This window comes from Streptomyces sp. NPDC059909, from assembly GCF_042730885.1.
Lineage (GTDB): Bacteria > Actinomycetota > Actinomycetes > Streptomycetales > Streptomycetaceae > Streptomyces.
On record NZ_JBHWKX010000111.1, the window covers coordinates 1 to 16,046 of the forward strand.

At 69.9% G+C, this 16,046-nt stretch carries 14 protein-coding genes, 1 pseudogene and 2 CRISPR repeat arrays; of the genes and pseudogenes, 10 read left to right on the forward strand and 5 right to left on the reverse strand.

Going from position 1 to position 16,046, the window contains the following annotated elements:
• Positions 1-80: 80 nt before the first annotated feature.
• Complete coding sequence (locus ACFV9O_RS36860) at positions 81-341, reverse strand: recombinase family protein (protein WP_385426436.1); 261 nt, start codon at positions 339-341, stop codon at positions 81-83.
• 302 nt (positions 342-643) lie between these two features.
• On the opposite strand from ACFV9O_RS36860, the gene ACFV9O_RS36865 reads away from it, so the two are divergent.
• The gene (locus ACFV9O_RS36865) at positions 644-883 is read left to right on the forward strand and encodes a hypothetical protein (RefSeq protein WP_385426439.1); all 240 of its coding nucleotides are present in this window, start codon (positions 644-646) and stop codon (positions 881-883) included.
• A 247-nt stretch (positions 884-1,130) separates the two neighbouring features.
• Here the strand turns inward: ACFV9O_RS36865 and ACFV9O_RS36870 are convergent, their stop codons facing one another.
• Entirely contained in the window at positions 1,131-1,277 is a 147-nt protein-coding gene (locus tag ACFV9O_RS36870; RefSeq protein WP_385426442.1) for a hypothetical protein, read from the reverse strand.
• 675 nt (positions 1,278-1,952) lie between these two features.
• Here ACFV9O_RS36870 and ACFV9O_RS36875 point away from each other — a divergent pair.
• Positions 1,953-2,861: a Ku protein gene (locus ACFV9O_RS36875; RefSeq protein ID WP_385426445.1), complete on the forward strand. Its 909-nt coding sequence runs from the start codon at positions 1,953-1,955 to the stop codon at positions 2,859-2,861.
• Here the strand turns inward: ACFV9O_RS36875 and ACFV9O_RS36880 are convergent.
• Genes ACFV9O_RS36880 through ACFV9O_RS36890 form a run of 3 tightly spaced genes read right to left on the reverse strand, consistent with a single transcriptional unit; the run spans position 2,835 to position 3,807 of the window.
• Entirely contained in the window at positions 2,835-3,158 is a 324-nt protein-coding gene (locus tag ACFV9O_RS36880) for a DUF6233 domain-containing protein (protein ID WP_385426448.1), read from the reverse strand. The genes ACFV9O_RS36875 and ACFV9O_RS36880 overlap by 27 nt on opposite strands.
• A 59-nt stretch (positions 3,159-3,217) precedes the next feature.
• The gene (locus tag ACFV9O_RS36885; RefSeq protein WP_385426451.1) at positions 3,218-3,427 is read right to left on the reverse strand and encodes a LexA family protein; all 210 of its coding nucleotides are present in this window, start codon (positions 3,425-3,427) and stop codon (positions 3,218-3,220) included.
• A 20-nt stretch (positions 3,428-3,447) separates the two neighbouring features.
• A complete protein-coding gene (locus tag ACFV9O_RS36890) occupies positions 3,448-3,807 on the reverse strand; it encodes a hypothetical protein (protein ID WP_385426454.1) in 360 nt (119 codons plus the stop codon).
• Between the two features lie 456 nt (positions 3,808-4,263).
• Positions 4,264-5,022: a CRISPR direct-repeat array (repeat unit 29 nt; unit sequence CTGCTCCCCGCGCACGCGGGGATGGCCCC).
• Between the two features lie 410 nt (positions 5,023-5,432).
• Between ACFV9O_RS36890 and cas3 the strand changes: the two genes are divergently transcribed.
• From cas3 to cas2e, 8 genes and pseudogenes are all read left to right on the forward strand, one after another.
• On the forward strand, positions 5,433-8,363 hold the full coding sequence (gene cas3 / locus ACFV9O_RS36895; protein WP_385426457.1) for a CRISPR-associated helicase Cas3': 2,931 nt from the start codon (positions 5,433-5,435) through the stop codon (positions 8,361-8,363).
• A complete protein-coding gene (casA, locus tag ACFV9O_RS36900) occupies positions 8,353-10,119 on the forward strand; it encodes a type I-E CRISPR-associated protein Cse1/CasA (RefSeq protein ID WP_385426460.1) in 1,767 nt (588 codons plus the stop codon). The genes cas3 and casA overlap by 11 nt, the downstream gene beginning before the upstream one ends.
• On the forward strand, positions 10,116-10,877 hold the full coding sequence (gene casB, locus ACFV9O_RS36905) for a type I-E CRISPR-associated protein Cse2/CasB (protein ID WP_385426463.1): 762 nt from the start codon (positions 10,116-10,118) through the stop codon (positions 10,875-10,877). Before casA ends, casB begins: the two co-directional genes overlap by 4 nt.
• Before the next feature lie 2 nt (positions 10,878-10,879).
• Entirely contained in the window at positions 10,880-12,079 is a 1,200-nt protein-coding gene (gene cas7e, locus ACFV9O_RS36910; protein ID WP_385426475.1) for a type I-E CRISPR-associated protein Cas7/Cse4/CasC, read from the forward strand.
• Complete coding sequence (cas5e, locus tag ACFV9O_RS36915; protein ID WP_385426466.1) at positions 12,076-12,912, forward strand: type I-E CRISPR-associated protein Cas5/CasD; 837 nt, start codon at positions 12,076-12,078, stop codon at positions 12,910-12,912. The genes cas7e and cas5e overlap by 4 nt, the downstream gene beginning before the upstream one ends.
• Positions 12,912-13,622, forward strand: a complete 711-nt coding sequence (gene cas6e, locus ACFV9O_RS36920) for a type I-E CRISPR-associated protein Cas6/Cse3/CasE (RefSeq protein WP_385426469.1) — start codon at positions 12,912-12,914, stop codon at positions 13,620-13,622. The genes cas5e and cas6e overlap by 1 nt, the downstream gene beginning before the upstream one ends.
• A gap of 24 nt (positions 13,623-13,646) precedes the next feature.
• Positions 13,647-14,605 (forward strand): annotated as a pseudogene (cas1e, locus tag ACFV9O_RS36925) (type I-E CRISPR-associated endonuclease Cas1e).
• A complete protein-coding gene (cas2e, locus tag ACFV9O_RS36930) occupies positions 14,602-14,952 on the forward strand; it encodes a type I-E CRISPR-associated endoribonuclease Cas2e (protein ID WP_385426472.1) in 351 nt (116 codons plus the stop codon). Before cas1e ends, cas2e begins: the two are co-directional and overlap by 4 nt.
• A gap of 158 nt (positions 14,953-15,110) precedes the next feature.
• Positions 15,111-15,932: direct repeats of the CRISPR family, unit length 29 nt; unit sequence CTGCTCCCCGCGCCCGCGGGGATGGTCCC.
• Positions 15,933-16,046 lie beyond the last annotated feature (114 nt).

Genomic DNA, 16,046 nt, shown 5'->3' on the forward strand with positions numbered 1-16,046 from the left:
TCGACTGCCTGTACCAACGAGCTCCGTTGCTCTGCGTCGGAAATTGTTCAACGGGCTTGCGTGACCTGCGAAAACGCTAACTACCCGGCCTTGGGTGAACCCCCGTCGCCGGGCCGGAGGTAGTCCAGGCACTTCCACAGTTCCTCGCGCTCCGCGTTCTTTCCGGACTTCTTGTCCGTGAAGACCCGTACACAGCCGGCCGCCGCCAGAGCCGCGATCTGCCGGTCGAGCAGCTGGCCCTTCGTGGACACGCGCCCGTACCCGACCCGCGCACCGGACGGATTCCCAGGGAAGGCTTCCAGCGGGCTGTCAGCGTCCGCCCATTCAGCGGTAGTCGTCATGCACGGCACCGTACAGAAAAGGGCCACAGGGCGTTCCTGGACGCCCCGCGTTGTTGAACACCCTTGTTGGACGTCGGAAGCCAGCTCCGACCGGGCGTGTCGACACCCAGGTGCATCCGTCCAACAACGGATCGGTTGTTGAACAGCAGGCTGGTGCGTGACCGCCACCGCTCACATATCCGGGGTCCAGAGCGACAGGGAAAACTGTCATATGAGCCTGCCGACGAAGTACGACCCCGACTTCTCTGCGCGAGCCCGCCGAGGACGACCTGCTCGCCCTGCAGGACGACATCTTCGAGGCCGTGCAGCAACTCGCCTCCCGCATCTCCCTGCGCGCACAGGACTACCGCGCCGCCGGCCAGGACCTCCCCGACGCCGCGATCGCCGCCCCCGACTACCAGCTCGCCGTCCTGCACGCCCTGCACACCGCCCAGCGCGCCGGCCACGACGACCACCTTGCCGAGCGCCAGGGCGGATGGACCAAGGGCTCCAAGATCATGCGCGGCTACCGCGAGGAAAACGCCCTGATCGGCGTGCTGTAGACCATCGAGGGATCGCACCCGTCACGCCTGCAGCCAACGCACTGCGCAGTGCGTTAAGGTGGACACAGCTGTCAACCCCCAGATGTGGTGGGCCCTCCGTGAGGAGAGCCCGTAGAGCCACGAAGGGCCCGACGCCGGTGGCACCCGTCATCGGACCCTCGTGGGGTGATCTGACTATCGAGCCCGGCCGTCCATCATTCGGCCGGGCTCTGTCATGAGCGCCTGCCGTACGTCCGGGGGCCATAGTTCACATCCAGCTTTGCAGGATGCTGATCACCCAGTTGATGAACTCCACGATCGCGGGGATCGCGGGCAGGAAGTCGAGCACCGCCTGTCTTTTGGACCGGCGCTGCTCGCCATGTGCCTCGGCGAACTGCTTGTTCTCGTGGGTCATCTGCATCACCTCCTTCGACCCCAATTGGCCCTGGGCCCTGGGGTCCAGGGCCTCCACCTCAGGACGAGGTGAAGGAGCGTGAGGGGTCGATCGGTGGTGGTGCTGCCCCCAAGCATAGGCGGTGGCCACGGTATTGATGACCGGGGACCACAACTCATGGGTGGCAGAGGCAATCCAACCACTAGATCTGGGGTCTGGTCGCCCTTTACGGCCCAGAACGTGTCGCGCGGCGCGGCACGGAATCCCGGTCCCCCTGGTCGGTACCTCCACGTTGGCCAGCGTCAACTCCGTACCAGAAGGTCCCCCGTGAACGCCTCTGTGCCCCCCGTAACTGGGGGATCGAGCGCCACGGGCACTCGACTCCATGGAGTCGCCAGGACCTGCACCTTTTCACTCGAATGTGTGTTTGGCGCGATCTTTCGAGGTCAACTATCGCTTATCCGCGGGAACTGTCTCCGAAGAGGGGGCGACGTGACCACGGCCCCGGGCAGTGCCACCTAGCCATGAAGCCATGGCCGCTGTCCGCCGCGCACCGGCTGATCGTCCTGGAGCGCAGGGGATTCCCCCTGATGGAGATCTCCACTGTCGTAGGCGGTCACGCCGATCTGTGACGCCCGCATGCCGCCTTCTGCCAGCCGACATAGCCTGATGGTTCAGGGGGTCTGGAGGTGTGTCATGCCCCGCCCTGTGTGGTCCGGCGCGATCAGCTTTGGCCTGGTCACGATCCCGATCAAGCTGCTGCCGGCGACCGAGGACCGCAGCGTCCGTTTCCGGCAGATCCACATCGAGGACCAGGGGCCGATTCGCTACAAGAAGGTCTGCGATCTGGACGGCAAGGAGTTGTCCCAGGCGGAGATCGCCAAGGGGTACGAGCTGCCGGGCGGGGACACGATCACGATCACCGACGAGGAGCTCGAGACGATCCCGCTGCCGACGGCGAAGGCGATCGACATCCAGGGGTTCGTGCCGGCCGCGAGCATCGACCCGATCCGGATCGGCGACGGCTACTACCTGGCCGCGGACGGGCCGGTGGCGGCGAAGCCGTACACCCTGCTGCGGAAGGCGCTGGAGCGCAGCTCGAAGGTCGCGGTCGCCAAGATGGCGTTCCACGGCCGCGAGCGCCTCGGGCTGCTGCGGACGGTGGGTGACGCGATCCTGATCCACATGATGCGGTGGCCGGACGAGGTCCGGAGCTCCGAGGAGCTGACGCCCCCGGCGTCCGAGCTGGGCGAGGACGAGCTGGAGGGCGCGCTCGCGCTGATGGACACGATGAGCACCGAGGAGATGCCGGACCTGCACGACGAGTACCGCGAGTCCCTGGAGCAGGTGATCGCCGCCAAGACCGAGGGCAGGGAGCCCGCGGCGCCGGCGGCGGAGGAGAAGCCGGCCGGGCAGGTCGTCGACCTGATGGCCGCCCTGAACGCCTCGGTGGCGGAGGCGAAGGAGCGGCGCGGCGACGCGACGGTGCACGAGATGCCGAAGAAGAAGACGGCCGCGAAGAAGACCGCGGCCAAGAAGACGGCGAAGACCGCGAAGAAGACCCCGGCGAAAAAGACCTCAGGCCGCAAGCCCCGCAGCGCATAAGTCCAGCAGCCCCAGTTCCGAGTCCGGGCGGCAGAACCGGCAGGCCTCGACTCCCTCCGACAGCGCCCGCACCACCTGCTCCCTGGTGATCGCCTTCGTGCGGGTCTGCGTGCCGCCCATCCGGCACTCCCCGACATGCACGCCAATCGGCGTGCGCCCGTTGATGCTGATCTCCATCGTCCACTCCGCGGGCGGCTTCTGCCGCTGCGCCTTCCGGTGGATGACGGCCTGCTGCTCGTGGTGGGCGATCTGCTCGCGGACCCGGGCCAGCGTGATGATCAGGAAGGTCTCCAGCACACGAAGACGCTCCAGGTCGGGCGGCAGATCAGGGGAGGTGGACATGGCGGGCCGTTCGCTCAGGCCAGACGACAGGAACGCCAGCGCCGGCCGCTGCGCGCGATGACTCCGTGCTCCTCCAGCCGCCCCAGCTGATAGGCGACCGACGACGGGCTTGACAGGCCCACCGCCTGGCCGATCTCTCGGAGGGTGGGCCCCTCACCGTTCTCGGCGATCCACTCCCGGATACAGGCCAGCACTGCCTCCTGCCGTGCGCTCAGGTGATCCATCACGACGTCCTCACCCGCCCTCAGCGTGCAGACTCAGCGGTCGCCGGCACGGTTTCGGTGTGGTGCTTGAGTGCCATCCGGGCCTCGACCCGCGCCGGGCCCTCGAGGGTGGCCCAGTACGGATGGGTCGACACCTGGATGGACAGCTCCCGCACCAGCTCGCGCCAGCGGGCGTTCTCCATCAGCTGCTCCTCGGTGTAACCGGGACTGTCCGCCCGCCCGCCGGTCACGACCCCGGTGTGCGGGTGCACCTCACCGGGCCAACCTTTGGTCGGTACGACCGACCAGGGCAGGGTGCGGCAGAAGGCCTCGTACTCGGCTCGGGCCCGATGAAGGCGGAGCTGGGCGTCGAGGAGATCCGGAGGAAAGGTATCGGCCACGACCGGAATGATACGCCTGTTCGAATTCCACGAAGAAGTGCGACCGGCCGGAAGTCACCCGTGTGGGTGCGGCGAGGGCGCACTCGGCCTCCCCCCTTGCAGACTGGTCAACCAAGCTTCAAATCATGAGCGTGATGGACCCAACCTGTTGGAGCTGCTCGATGCGATTCTTCGCCGGCGCCAAGAGGACGGGGTGCGCGAGGGGATGGGGAACGGTCGGTGATCGAGGCTGAGCTGAAGGCCCGAGTGTGTCGCAGAACCTGCCTGACCCCTATCCGACCCCCATACCCTGAAACGCAGGAGGCCCGGTGCCCCGAAGCGGGGTCGGAAGCAAGGGATCCAAGCGCCACCGCTTCGGCAGGCGTGCCCGACAATGAACCAAGTAGGCGAATTGCCGGAATCGCGAAAGTGTGGAGAACCGGCTTCTCCCCGTGCTAGACCCCCAGGTCACAGAGTCTGCTCCCCGCGCACGCGGGGATGGCCCACAGCGCCACCCGGCGGCGTACAGGCGGGCGGGCTGCTCCCCGCGCACGCGGGGATGGCCCCAGCGTTCAGCCTGCGGGCTGGTGGGACGACTTCTGCTCCCCGCGCACGCGGGGATGGCCCCATGCGCGGGAATCTGGGCCCCGCCCGGAGGCGCTGCTCCCCGCGCACGCGGGGATGGCCCTGTCGAGACGAAGGCCTGGCACAAGGTGGCTAACTGCTCCCCGCGCACGCGGGGATGGCCCCCTGCATCGCCTCACCCCGGACCCGACCCAGGACTGCTCCCCGCGCACGCGGGGATGGCCCCTCGCCGTCTGCACCTGCCAGGACTGCTACTGCCTGCTCCCCGCGCACGCGGGGATGGCCCCGACGACTCCGGCAGCCCCGCCCAGCGCGACCGCTGCTCCCCGCGCACGCGGGGATGGCCCCGTGATCATCGTCGGTCCCGACGACGGGCCACACTGCTCCCCGCGCACGCGGGGATGGCCCCGTGGACACGTGGCGACGAGGGGGCCGCAGATGCTGCTCCCCGCGCACGCGGGGATGGCCCCGCTGCGCTTACCGATCTCCTCACCAAGCTCGCCTGCTCCCCGCGCACGCGGGGATGGCCCCCCAGACAAGAACACCCGCTGCGCCGACGGCGCTGCTCCCCGCGCACGCGGGGATGGCCCCCCAGACAAGAACACCCGCTGCGCCGACGGCGCTGCTCCCCGCGCACGCGGGGATGGCCCCGTCTGGGCAGCCTTGTTGACTTGGCCTGGTGTGGTTGACTGCTTTCCGATCAGGCGGGATGCCACGTACCCCTTGGTCTTCCGGCAGCTCATGCCCCTCTACTCCCTGCGCATGCAGGGATGACCCCTTGTCCGTAACACCGTGACGGGTTCAGAGAATCTGCTCCCCGCGCACGCGGGGATGGGCCGAAGCGCTGATGTGCCTTGGGGCGGCGTCGTCTGGAGCTGCCCCGAGGTGCATCCGGAGACATCTCGTACGCAGTCTTGCGTCGCATAGTGAGAACTTGTCAGTTACACCGTGCTTAGGGGTGCATTGACGTGTTGTCGGGTTTGCTCCATGCTGGCCGCGGCGCACCTCACCACTCAGGGTTGCGTCTCAACCCCCGCATACAGCAGTTGAGTTGAGGACGCATGCTTGATCCTGGAAATCTTTCCGGCCCTGCCTGCCGAATATGGGCCAAGAGCAACCAGGATCCCGCTCGCAGCGCCGACGAGTGGCTGCCTTTGTGGCGACACATGGTGGACAGCGGGGCGGTGGCCGGGCTGCTGTGGGATTACTGGCTGCCAGAGGCAGTGCGCCAACGGATCGGGGAGGCACTGCCCGCAGGGGAGGAGGACGGGCGGCTGCTGGCCGTGTGGCTGGCGGGTGTGCACGACATTGGGAAGGCCACGCCGGCGTTCTCCTGCCAGTCCGAGGCGCTGGCCGAGCGGATGCGTGAGGCGGGGCTGGAGATGAAGTCCCGGAAGACGATGCCCGACCGGGCGACGGCTCCGCACGGGCTGGCCGGGCAGGTACTGCTGCGGGACTGGCTCATGGAGTGTCACGGCTGGCGGAAGCCGGCGACCGGGCAGGTGACGGTGATCGTCGGCGGGCACCACGGGGTGCCGCCGGAGCCTGGGCAGTCGACCGACCTCGACGCGCACCCGGAGCTGCTGCGTACGCCCGGGCCGAGCGAGGCGCTGTGGGCGCGGGTGCAGCGGGAGTTGCTGGAGGCGTGCGCGGACCACTTCGGGGTGACGGACCGGCTGGGGGAGTGGGGGACGGTCAAGCTGCCGCAGACCGTGCAGGTGCTGCTGTCGGCGATCGTCATCGTGTCCGACTGGATCGCCAGCAACCGGGATCTGTTTCCGTACTTTCCCGAGGACCGGCCCCGTACGGACGAGGAGCGGATCGCGGCCGCCTGGCGAGGGCTCGATCTTCCCGGACCGTGGCGGCCGGCGTTGCCGGAGCAGGACGCTGAGGGGCTCTTCGCGGCCCGGTTCGACCTGCCCGAGGGGGCGCGACCGCGGCCGGTGCAGGAGGCCGCGGTGCAGGTGGCCCACCGAATGTCGGTGCCGGGGCTGATCATTGTCGAGGCGCCCATGGGGGAGGGGAAGACGGAGGCGGCGCTGGCGGCCGCCGAGATCCTGGCCGCGCGGTCCGGGGCCGGGGGCTGCTTCTTCGCCCTGCCGACTATGGCGACCAGCAACGCCATGTTCCCCCGGGTGGTGAACTGGCTGGACCGGCTTCCGGTGGCGGAGGGAGGTGCGCGCTGGTCGGTGCGGCTGGCGCACTCCAAGGCTTCCCTGAACAAGGGGTACGCCGAGCTGCTGAGGGGATCCGCGCAGGACATCTCCGCTGTCGATCTGGATGGTGACGGCGGCGACTTCCGGCCCGCCGAGGACAGTGTGGCCGCCCGTGCCGAGCTCGTCGCGCACCAGTGGCTGCGGGGCCGCAAGCGCCATCTGCTGTCGTCGTTCGTGGTCGGCACCGTCGACCAGCTGCTGATGGCGGGGCTGCGTACCCGGCATCTGGCGCTGCGTCATCTGGCGGTGGCCGGGAAGGTCGTCGTGATCGACGAGGCGCATGCCTACGACGCCTACATGAACACGTATCTGGAGCGGGTGCTGGGCTGGCTCGGCGCGTACGGGGTGCCGGTAGTGGTGCTCTCGGCGACGCTGCCCGCGGACCGCCGGCGCCGGCTCGCCGAGGGGTACGCGGGGGTGGAGATGGACGATCCGCGGTTCGCGGCGCTGCGGGAGGCAGAGGGGTATCCGCTGATCACGTCCGTCGCGCCCGGTGGTGTGCCGGAGGTGGTGGAACCGGGGCGGTCCTCGCGGACGGCCGAGGTGCTCGTGGAGCGGCTCGACGACGGACTGGATGTGCTTGCCGGGCGGTTGCGGTCGGAGCTGGCGGACGGCGGGTGCGCCCTGGTCGTCCGTAACACCGTCAAGAGGGTGCATGCCACGACGAAGCACCTCCGGGAGGAGCTGAAGAAGGACGGCATCGAGGTGTCGGTGGCGCACGCCCGGTTCCTCGATTTGGACCGTGCGGCCAAGGACGAGGAGTTGCTGAGGCTGTTCGGCCCGTCCGGGCGGATCGGGGACGGTGAGGCCGATCCCCGGCCGGTGCGGCATGTGGTGGTGGCCAGTCAGGTTGCCGAGCAGTCGCTCGACGTGGACTTCGACCTTCTGGTGACCGATCTCGCTCCGGTCGACCTGGTGCTGCAGAGGATGGGGCGGCTGCACCGACACCTCCGGCCGAGGCCCGGGAAGCTGGGCACCGCGCGCTGCCTGCTCGCAGGCGTCGCGGACTGGACGGCACAGGTGCCCGAGCCCGTGCGCGGGTCGGTGACCGTGTACGGGCGGCATGTGCTGCTGAGGTCGGCCGCGGCCCTGTGGCCCTTCCTGGAGAAGGGGGATCCGGTCCGGCTGCCGGACGAGATCAGCCCGCTCGTGCAGCGCGCATACGGGGACGGGGCAACCGGCCCAGTCGGCTGGCAGGAAGCCATGGAGGCCGCCTGCGCGGAGCACGAGAGCGCACAGCGGGATAAGGAAAACAAGGCGGACACGTTCCGCGTCGCCGGGGCCGGCAAGGACGGCAAGTCCCTGGCCGGCTGGCTCCGGCACGACGTCCAGGACGCCGAGGACACCCGGGCCGGCCGCGCCCAGGTCCGCGACAGCGGCGAGTCACTGGAGGTCCTCGTCGTACAGCGGCATCCGGACGGCTCGCTCACCACGGTGGAGTGGCTGCCTGATGGCGACGGCGGACTGCCGCTGCCCACAGACGCGGTGCCCACGGCCCGGGCGGCCCGCGCGGCGGCCGCCAGCGGACTGCGGCTCCCGGTGGAGCTGTCCGGGGCCTGGATCGTCGACCAAGTGGTCGCCGAACTGGAGCAGTTCGGGGTCCGCGCATGGCAGAACAAGGACGCCCACTGGCTGGACGGCCAGCTGTTGCTACAGGTCAGCACCGATTGTCATACCCCCATGCAAGCATCCGCCCACCGGGCGCAGGCCCGGCTGGCCGGCTTCCGACTCGACTACAGCAGCACCGACGGACTCGAGGTGACACGTGAGGGATGAACGCGACGGGCACGGGGACGACCGGGCGGACGTACGGGGTGACGGTGTCCTGTCGTACGACCTGACCGTCCGGCCCTGGATCCCGGTCCAGTTCACCGACGGCACCGAGGCAGTTCTGAGCCTGCGGGACGTCTTCGCGCAGGCCGGCACACTCCGCAGGGTCGTCGGCGACTTGCCCACCCAGGAGTTCGCGCTGCTGCGGCTGCTGCTCGCGGTGGCACAAGACGCCCTCGACGGGCGGCTCGACGACACCGACGACTGGGCCGAACTGTGGGAGATGAGGCAGAGCGAGGACCCGTTCGACGTCGTCCCCGGATACCTGGAGCAGCACCGGGCCCGGTTCGACCTGCTCCATCCCGTGCACCCCTTCTTCCAGGTCGCCGGCCTGCGCACCGACAAGAACGAGGTCTTCGCCCTCGACCGGATCGTGGCCGATGTGCCCAACGGCGACCCGTTCTTCTCCATGCGCCGGCCCGGAGTGGACCGGCTCGGCTTCGCCGAGGCCGCCCGCTGGGTCGTGCACGCCCACGCCTACGACACCTCCGGCATCAAGACCGGCACCGTCGGGGACCCGGACGCCAAGGCCGGCAAGGCCTACCCCAAAGGGCCCGCATGGGCTGGCAACTTGGGCGGCATCGCCGCCGAGGGCCACACCCTGCGCGAGACCCTGCTGCTCAACCTCATTGCCTCCGACAGCGGGCTGGTCCATGCCGCCAAGGACGACGCGCCCGCCTGGCGCCGCCCGCCCTGCACCCCTGGCGAGAGCCGGGATGCGGACTTCGCCGACCGCCCCAGCGGGGTGCGGGACCTCTACACCTGGCAGTCCCGCCGCATCCGCCTCCACTACGACGCTGACGGGGTGCACGGCGTCGTCCTCTCGTACGGCGACAGCCTGGTCCAACGCAACCGGCAGAAATACGAGCCGATGACAGGCTGGCGCCGCAGCGAGCCCCAGGAGAAGAAGCTCCGCGAGGTCCCGGTCTACCTCCCGCGCGAGCACAAGCCGCAGCGGGCCGCCTGGCGCGGCATGGAAGCCCTCGTCGCCCCGATACGCCAGGGCGAGAAGGCCGACCGGAACGAACCGGCGGGCTTCCTGCGGCCCGCCCTCACCGACTGGCTCGGGATGCTCGCGGACGAGGGGCACATCAAGCCCAGCACCAGGCTGCGGCTGCGGACGTACGGCGCGGTCTACGGGACTCAGCAGTCCGTCATCGACGAGATCACCTCGGACCGGGTCGACCTAGCCGTCGTCCTGCTCGGCGAGCAGGACCAGCTGCTGGCCCAGACCGCGGTCGACGCGGTCGCCGACGCCGACGCCGCCGTCCGCGCGCTCGCCGACCTGGCCGGCGACCTCGCCCACGCCACCGGCATCGAGTCCGACCCCGCCAAGGAGATCGCCCGCGACCTCGGGTACGCCGCCCTCGACGGCCCCTACCGGCTCTGGGTCAACGGCCTCGCCCCGGGCGTCGACCGGCACGAACACCGCCAGACCTGGCAGAAGTCCGTCTTCTCCACGGTCTGGGGCCTGGCCCGGCGGCTCCTTGACGAGGCGGGTGAGACCGCCTTCACCGGGCGCCCGCTCAAGACCACTAAGGGAACGGTGGTCCTCGACTCCGCCCTCGCCGACCTGTGGTTCCGCAGCAAACTACGCCGGGCCCTGCCCGCCGCCCAGACCCGCAACGAGGACGGCGCCCCCGCGACCCGCGGCGAAAGCGACGGCGCCCCCGAGACCGGCGAGAAAAGCGCCGACAGGTGACCATCCCCGACCGGCAGCCCGCTTTGGGCACCGACGACAACCACGACATCCACGACCCCGACGGCCGCGTGAGCGCGGCTTCGCCGTCACGGAAAGGCAGGCCCAGAGTGGAGAACCGCACGGCCACCGCTTCGCACCAGGAGTGGGGCCCAGTGGCGCAGGCCACGCACAACGAGATCGCCCGCCTGCAAAACGCCTATCTCGCCGACCAGGCCGCCGCCGTCGCCGCGCTCGCCCGGCTCCGGCGCGGCGCGGGCAAGCCGCCGCACCAGGTCCCCGACCTGTGGGGCCTGCTCGACACCTCCCCGCTGTACGAGGCCGAGGAGTTGAAGGACCGGGAGGCCGACCTGGCCCGGGCGGAGAACGCCTTCCACCTCGCCCTCACGCTGTGGGCACTGCACCAGCAGTCCCGCGGGGAGCGGATGCACCTGTCCGGGGCCTCCCGCGAACTCGGCGCCGCGGTGCGCCAGATCAAGGGAGCGGAGGACCCCGGCGGCCCGGTACGCAAGCGGTTCGTCCGCCTGGGCAGCTCCCGCACCGTCGAGGAACTCTCCGACCGCCTGCGCGAACTGGTCTCCCTGCTACGCCGCGACAGCATCCCCATGGACTACGCGGTCCTCGCCCAGCAGATCTACCGCTGGCAGCGGCCCGCCGCCCGCAACGCCGTCCGCGGCAGCTGGGGCCGCTCGTACCAGGCCTACCAGCCCAAGAAATCCGCGACCACCGACTCCGGCACCGACCCGAAGGACGTCAAGTGACCATCACGCCCCGCACCATCCTCGAGATCCACGCGCTGCAGAACGTCCCGCCGAGCAACATCAACCGCGACGACACCGGCTCCCCGAAGAGCGCCGTCTACGGCGGGGTGAAGCGGGCCCGGGTCTCCAGCCAGGCGTGGAAGCGCGCGACACGCAAGGCCTTCGACGGCCTGCTCGACCCCGGTGAACTGGGCGTGCGGACCAAGCAGGTCGTCGAGCTGGTCGCCAAGCGGATCACCGCCCTGGACTCCACCCTCGACGGTGACACCGCCCTCCAGCTGGCCGCCGACACCCTCAAGGCCGCCGGCCTCAAGGTCGACGTGCCCAAGCGCAAGGCCGACCAGGCGAAGAAGAAGGGCGAGCCCGAGCCCGCCCCCGAGACCGCCTACCTGCTCTTCCTCAGCACCCGGCAGATCGACGGACTCGCCGCACTCGCCGTCGAGGGCTCCAGCGACATCACCGCGTTCTTCAAGGACAAGGCCAACAAGGACCTGGCCAAAAAGACCGCCGACACCCGCCACTCCGTCGACGTCGCCCTGTTCGGCCGCATGGTCGCCGACTCCACCGACCTGAACGTCGACGCGGCGGCCCAGGTCGCCCACGCCATCAGCGTCCACCGCGCCGAGACCGAAACGGACTACTTCACCGCCGTCGACGACGAGAACGAGGAGGACGAGACCGGCGCCGGGATGATCGGCACCGTCGACTTCAACTCCTCGACCCTCTACCGCTACGCCGCCGTCGACGTCGACCTCCTGGAGCGCAACCTCGGGCAGGGCCTCAAGGACGACGAGCCGACCACAACCCCGGTACGACGCGCCGTCGAGGCCTTCACCCACTCCTTCATCTCCTCCCTGCCCAGCGGAAAGATCAACACGTTCGGAAACCACACCCTGCCGGACGCCGTGATCGTCACCCTCCGCACCAGCCGCCCAATCAGCTACGTCTCCGCCTTCGAGAAGGCCGTCGTCGCGGGCGAGGAGGCAGGCGGATACATGGAGCAGGCCTGCCAGCGGCTCGCCGAGTACGTCCCGCAGATCGAGAAGGCCTACAGCGACGAGGAGACCACCCAGCGCTGGGTGCTGGCCGTCGGCCCCGCCGCCAAGCCGGTCTCCGTCCTCGGCACCCAGACCGAAAGAGTCGAGGAACTCGTCGCCGCTGTCGGCCAGGTCGTTGCCGAGCGCCTGGAGCAGCGCGCATGACCAGCGCTACGACCGCCGCCGTCTCCACCGCGGGCAGCGCCCCGACGGAGGCGGACGGCACCGCCGTGCTGGCGCTCCAGCTGGCCGGGCCCCTCCAGTCCTGGGGGGTCTCGGCCCGCTTCGCCCGCCGCACCACCGAATCCGCCCCCACCAAGAGCGGCGTCATCGGCATGCTGGCCGCCGCGCTCGGCGTAGAACGCAATGACGAGGCCGAGCTGGCCCGCCTGGCCCGCCTGCGCTTCGGCGTTCGCATCGACCAGCCCGGCACCCGCGTCCGCGACTTCCAGACCGCCCGGCACTTCGACACTGGCGACGCGATGCCGCTCTCCGAGCGCTTCTACCTCGCCGACGCCGTCTTCGTCGCCGCCGTCGAAGGAGACCACGCCACCATCACCGAGCTGCGCGAGGCACTGCGGGCTCCGGTCTATCTGCCGTACCTGGGCCGACGGTCCTGCCCGCCGGCCCGCCCGGTCGACTTCACGTCCGACCGGGACATCCACACCAGCACGCGGCTGGAGGACGTTCTGAACGGCGAGCCCTGGCACGCCTCCGAATGGCACCAGCGCCGCCACGCCCGCCACGCCGCCATCAAACTCCGCGCCCTGGTGGAGCCCCCAGCCACGATCCCCGCAGACACCGACCCGACCGTCCCGCTCGGCGACTCGCAGCGCGACCAGCCGCTCAGCTTCTCCAACCGGCACCGCCGCTACGGCCTGCGCACCGTCACCGAGATCGATCCGATTCGGGTGCCGAACCCCTGGCACCGGCCGCAGAACGGCCCAGGCGGCCCCTTCGACGACCACGACCCCATGACCGCCCTGGCAGGCAACTGATGACCCATCACCTGACCCGATTCCGGTTCAACACACGCCGCACCGACGCCCGACGGCTCCTGACCTCCCCGCAGTCCATGCACGCCGCTGTCATGTCGTCCTTCCCACACCTGCTACCCGGGAACCCGGACACCCCCCGGGTGCTATGGCGCGTCGATCACACCAGCGCCGCAGCGGTGCACCTCTACATCGTCAGCCCCACCCCGCCCGACCTCACCCACCTCGTCGAGCAGGCAGGATGGCCCGCCGCCGAAGGCCCCCACTGGCAGACCGGCGACTACTCCCGCCTCCTCGACCGCCTGGACAAGGGCACCACTTGGTCGTTCCGGCTCACCGCCAACCCCGTTCACTACGTCCGAAACCAGGACGGCGCCCCCACCAAGCGAACCGCCCACCGCACCCCCAAACACCAACTGACCTGGCTCCTCGAACGGCAGGAACGAGGCGGCTTCGCCATCCCAACCAAGCCCGAGAGCCAGCGCCTCGTTGAACACGGCGACGAACACCTGGTCACGATCCGCTCACCCCAGCCCCTCAGCTTCACGAAGAAGCAGGACGACCAAAAGCATCACGTCCGTGTCACTGCGGTCACCTACGACGGGCGCCTGGAAGTCACCGACCCCGACCGGCTCCGCAACCTGCTCACCCAGGGCCTGGGCAAGGCACGAGCCTACGGCTGCGGCCTGATGACCCTCGCTCCCATCGGCTGACGGCCCGCAGGAGAAAAGGATCCCGTGTCCACCGTCAGCCGGCGCGCCCAGCTCACCCCGCGCGAACTCACCCGCGTCGGCGACCGTCTCTCCTTCGTCTACCTGGAGAGATGCACCGTCCACCGCGACGCGAACGCGATCACCGCCGAGGACGCCGAGGGGGTACGCCACATCCCCTCGGCAACCATCGGCACCCTCCTGCTCGGCCCCGGAACCCGCATCACGCACCAGGCGATGAGTGTCCTTGGGGAAACCGGCGCTTCTGTCGCCTGGGTCGGCGAGCACGGCGTTCGCTACTACGCCTCCGGCCGCGCCCTCACCCGCAGGCCACGGTATGGGCCAACGTCCGTACCCGCCTTGACGTCGCCCGCGCGATGTACCGGCTGCGCTTTCCCACCGAGGACCCGGCCGGGCTCACCCGACGCCAGCTCCTGGGCGCCGAGGGCGCGCGGCTCAAGGAGTGCTACCGCCGCGAATCCGCCCGTACCGGCGTCCCCTGGAAAGGCCGCCACTACACCCCAGGCGACTTCGCCTCCGGTGACACCGTCAACCAGGCCATCACAGCCGCCGCCCAGTGCATGTACGGCATCACCCACGCCATCGTCACGGCCCTGGGCTGCTCACCGGCCCTCGGCTTCATTCACTCCGGCCACGAACTCTCCTTCGTCCTGGACATCGCCGACCTCTACAAGACCGACGTCGGCATCCCCATCGCCTTCGACATCGCGGCCGAGAGCGACGAGGACCCCGGCCCTCGCACCCGCCGCGCCCTGCGCGACCACATCGCCCGCACTGGCCTCCTCGACCGGTGCGTCAACGACATCAAGACCCTGCTTCTGCCACCTGGCACCGAGACCACTTCGGACGCCGATCACGTCACCCTCCAGACCGACGGCGGCCACCACATCGCCGCCGGCCGCAACCACGACCCCGATCCCAACTACGACCTCGGTCCCGACTTCGCTTCCGGAGGCCAGTGGTGACCGTCATCGTCCTCACCAACTGCCCGCCGGGCCTACGCGGCTACCTCACCCGCTGGCTCCTGGAGATCTCACCCGGCGTCTTCATCGGCAATCCCACAGCCCGAATCCGCGACCTGCTCTGGGACGAAGTCTGCGCCTACGCAGACCAGGGCCGAGCCCTCCTCGCCCATACCACCGACACCGAGCAGGGTTTCACCTTCCGCAGCCACGACCATGTCTGGCACCCCCTCGATCACGAAGGACTCACCCTGATCCACCGCCCCCACAAACACCCGGCCGGATCAGCTCCTCCAGCCCTCCCACCGGGCTGGAGCAAAGCCGCGAAGCGGAGACGCTTCCGCCGCTGAACACTTGCTCACCGAGGCTGGCACCTCGTGGTGGAGGCTCCATTGCCACGGACAACGAAGGACCTTGAGCTCTTTGATGCGATACATGCAGAACGCCGGATTCTTAAGAAGTGGCTCCCCAGCACAGGGAAACTGCATATCGCGCCTGGTCAACAAGACTGCTCCCCGCGCACGCGGGGATGGACCCTCGGGCGGCAGGCTGGCCTTCAGTGTGTCCCGCTGCTCCCCGCGCACGCGGGGATGGACCCACTGTTGCGGAAGCCTCTACGCGGGTCACACTCTGCTCCCCGCGCCCGCGGGGATGGTCCCCACCAGACCGCGTCGTGGGATGCCGGGCCGTACTGCTCCCCGCACCCGCGGGGATGGTCCCCCCGGGGCGTGGGGCAACAAGCGGCCCGGTTACTGCTCCCCGCGCCCGCGGGGATGGTCCCGTGTGGCTCGGTGTCAGCGTCGAGGACCAGAACTGCTCCCCGCGCCCGCGGGGATGGTCCCTCGAGACGATCCTGCAGAACGTTCAGCGCGGCCTGCTCCCCGCGCCCGCGGGGATGGTCCCGATGCGGGCCGGGTCTGCGCCGCGCTCAATGGCTGCTCCCCGCGCCCGCGGGGATGGTCCCATCAGCGGAGGCCCCGATGCCTGAGCCCACCCCTGCTCCCCGCGCCCGCGGGGATGGTCCCGATGCGGGCCGGGTCTGCGCCGCGCTCAATGGCTGCTCCCCGCGCCCGCGGGGATGGTCCCGTGTAGGGGCCGCGGCCGCCGAACTCGCCGTCCTGCTCCCCGCGCCCGCGGGGATGGTCCCTCGGACAGGGCGCCGCCGACCTTGCCCGTGTCCTGCTCCCCGCGCCCGCGGGGATGGTCCCACGTCCCGCTCGGGGACGCCGAGCACGGTGGCCTGCTCCCCGCGCCCGCGGGGATGGTCCCTACCTGTACGCCGAGGCTCGCTGCCTTGAGAACTGCTCCCCGCGCCCGCGGGGATGGTCCCACCCAGTTCGTCTACAAGGTCTGAGCTTGACGTTTAACCCCGCAGGTCACTCGACCTGCTGATCTGCGGTTTTTTCCGGGACAGCGGAGGCGGCCGTTCTCCACGCTTCGAGAT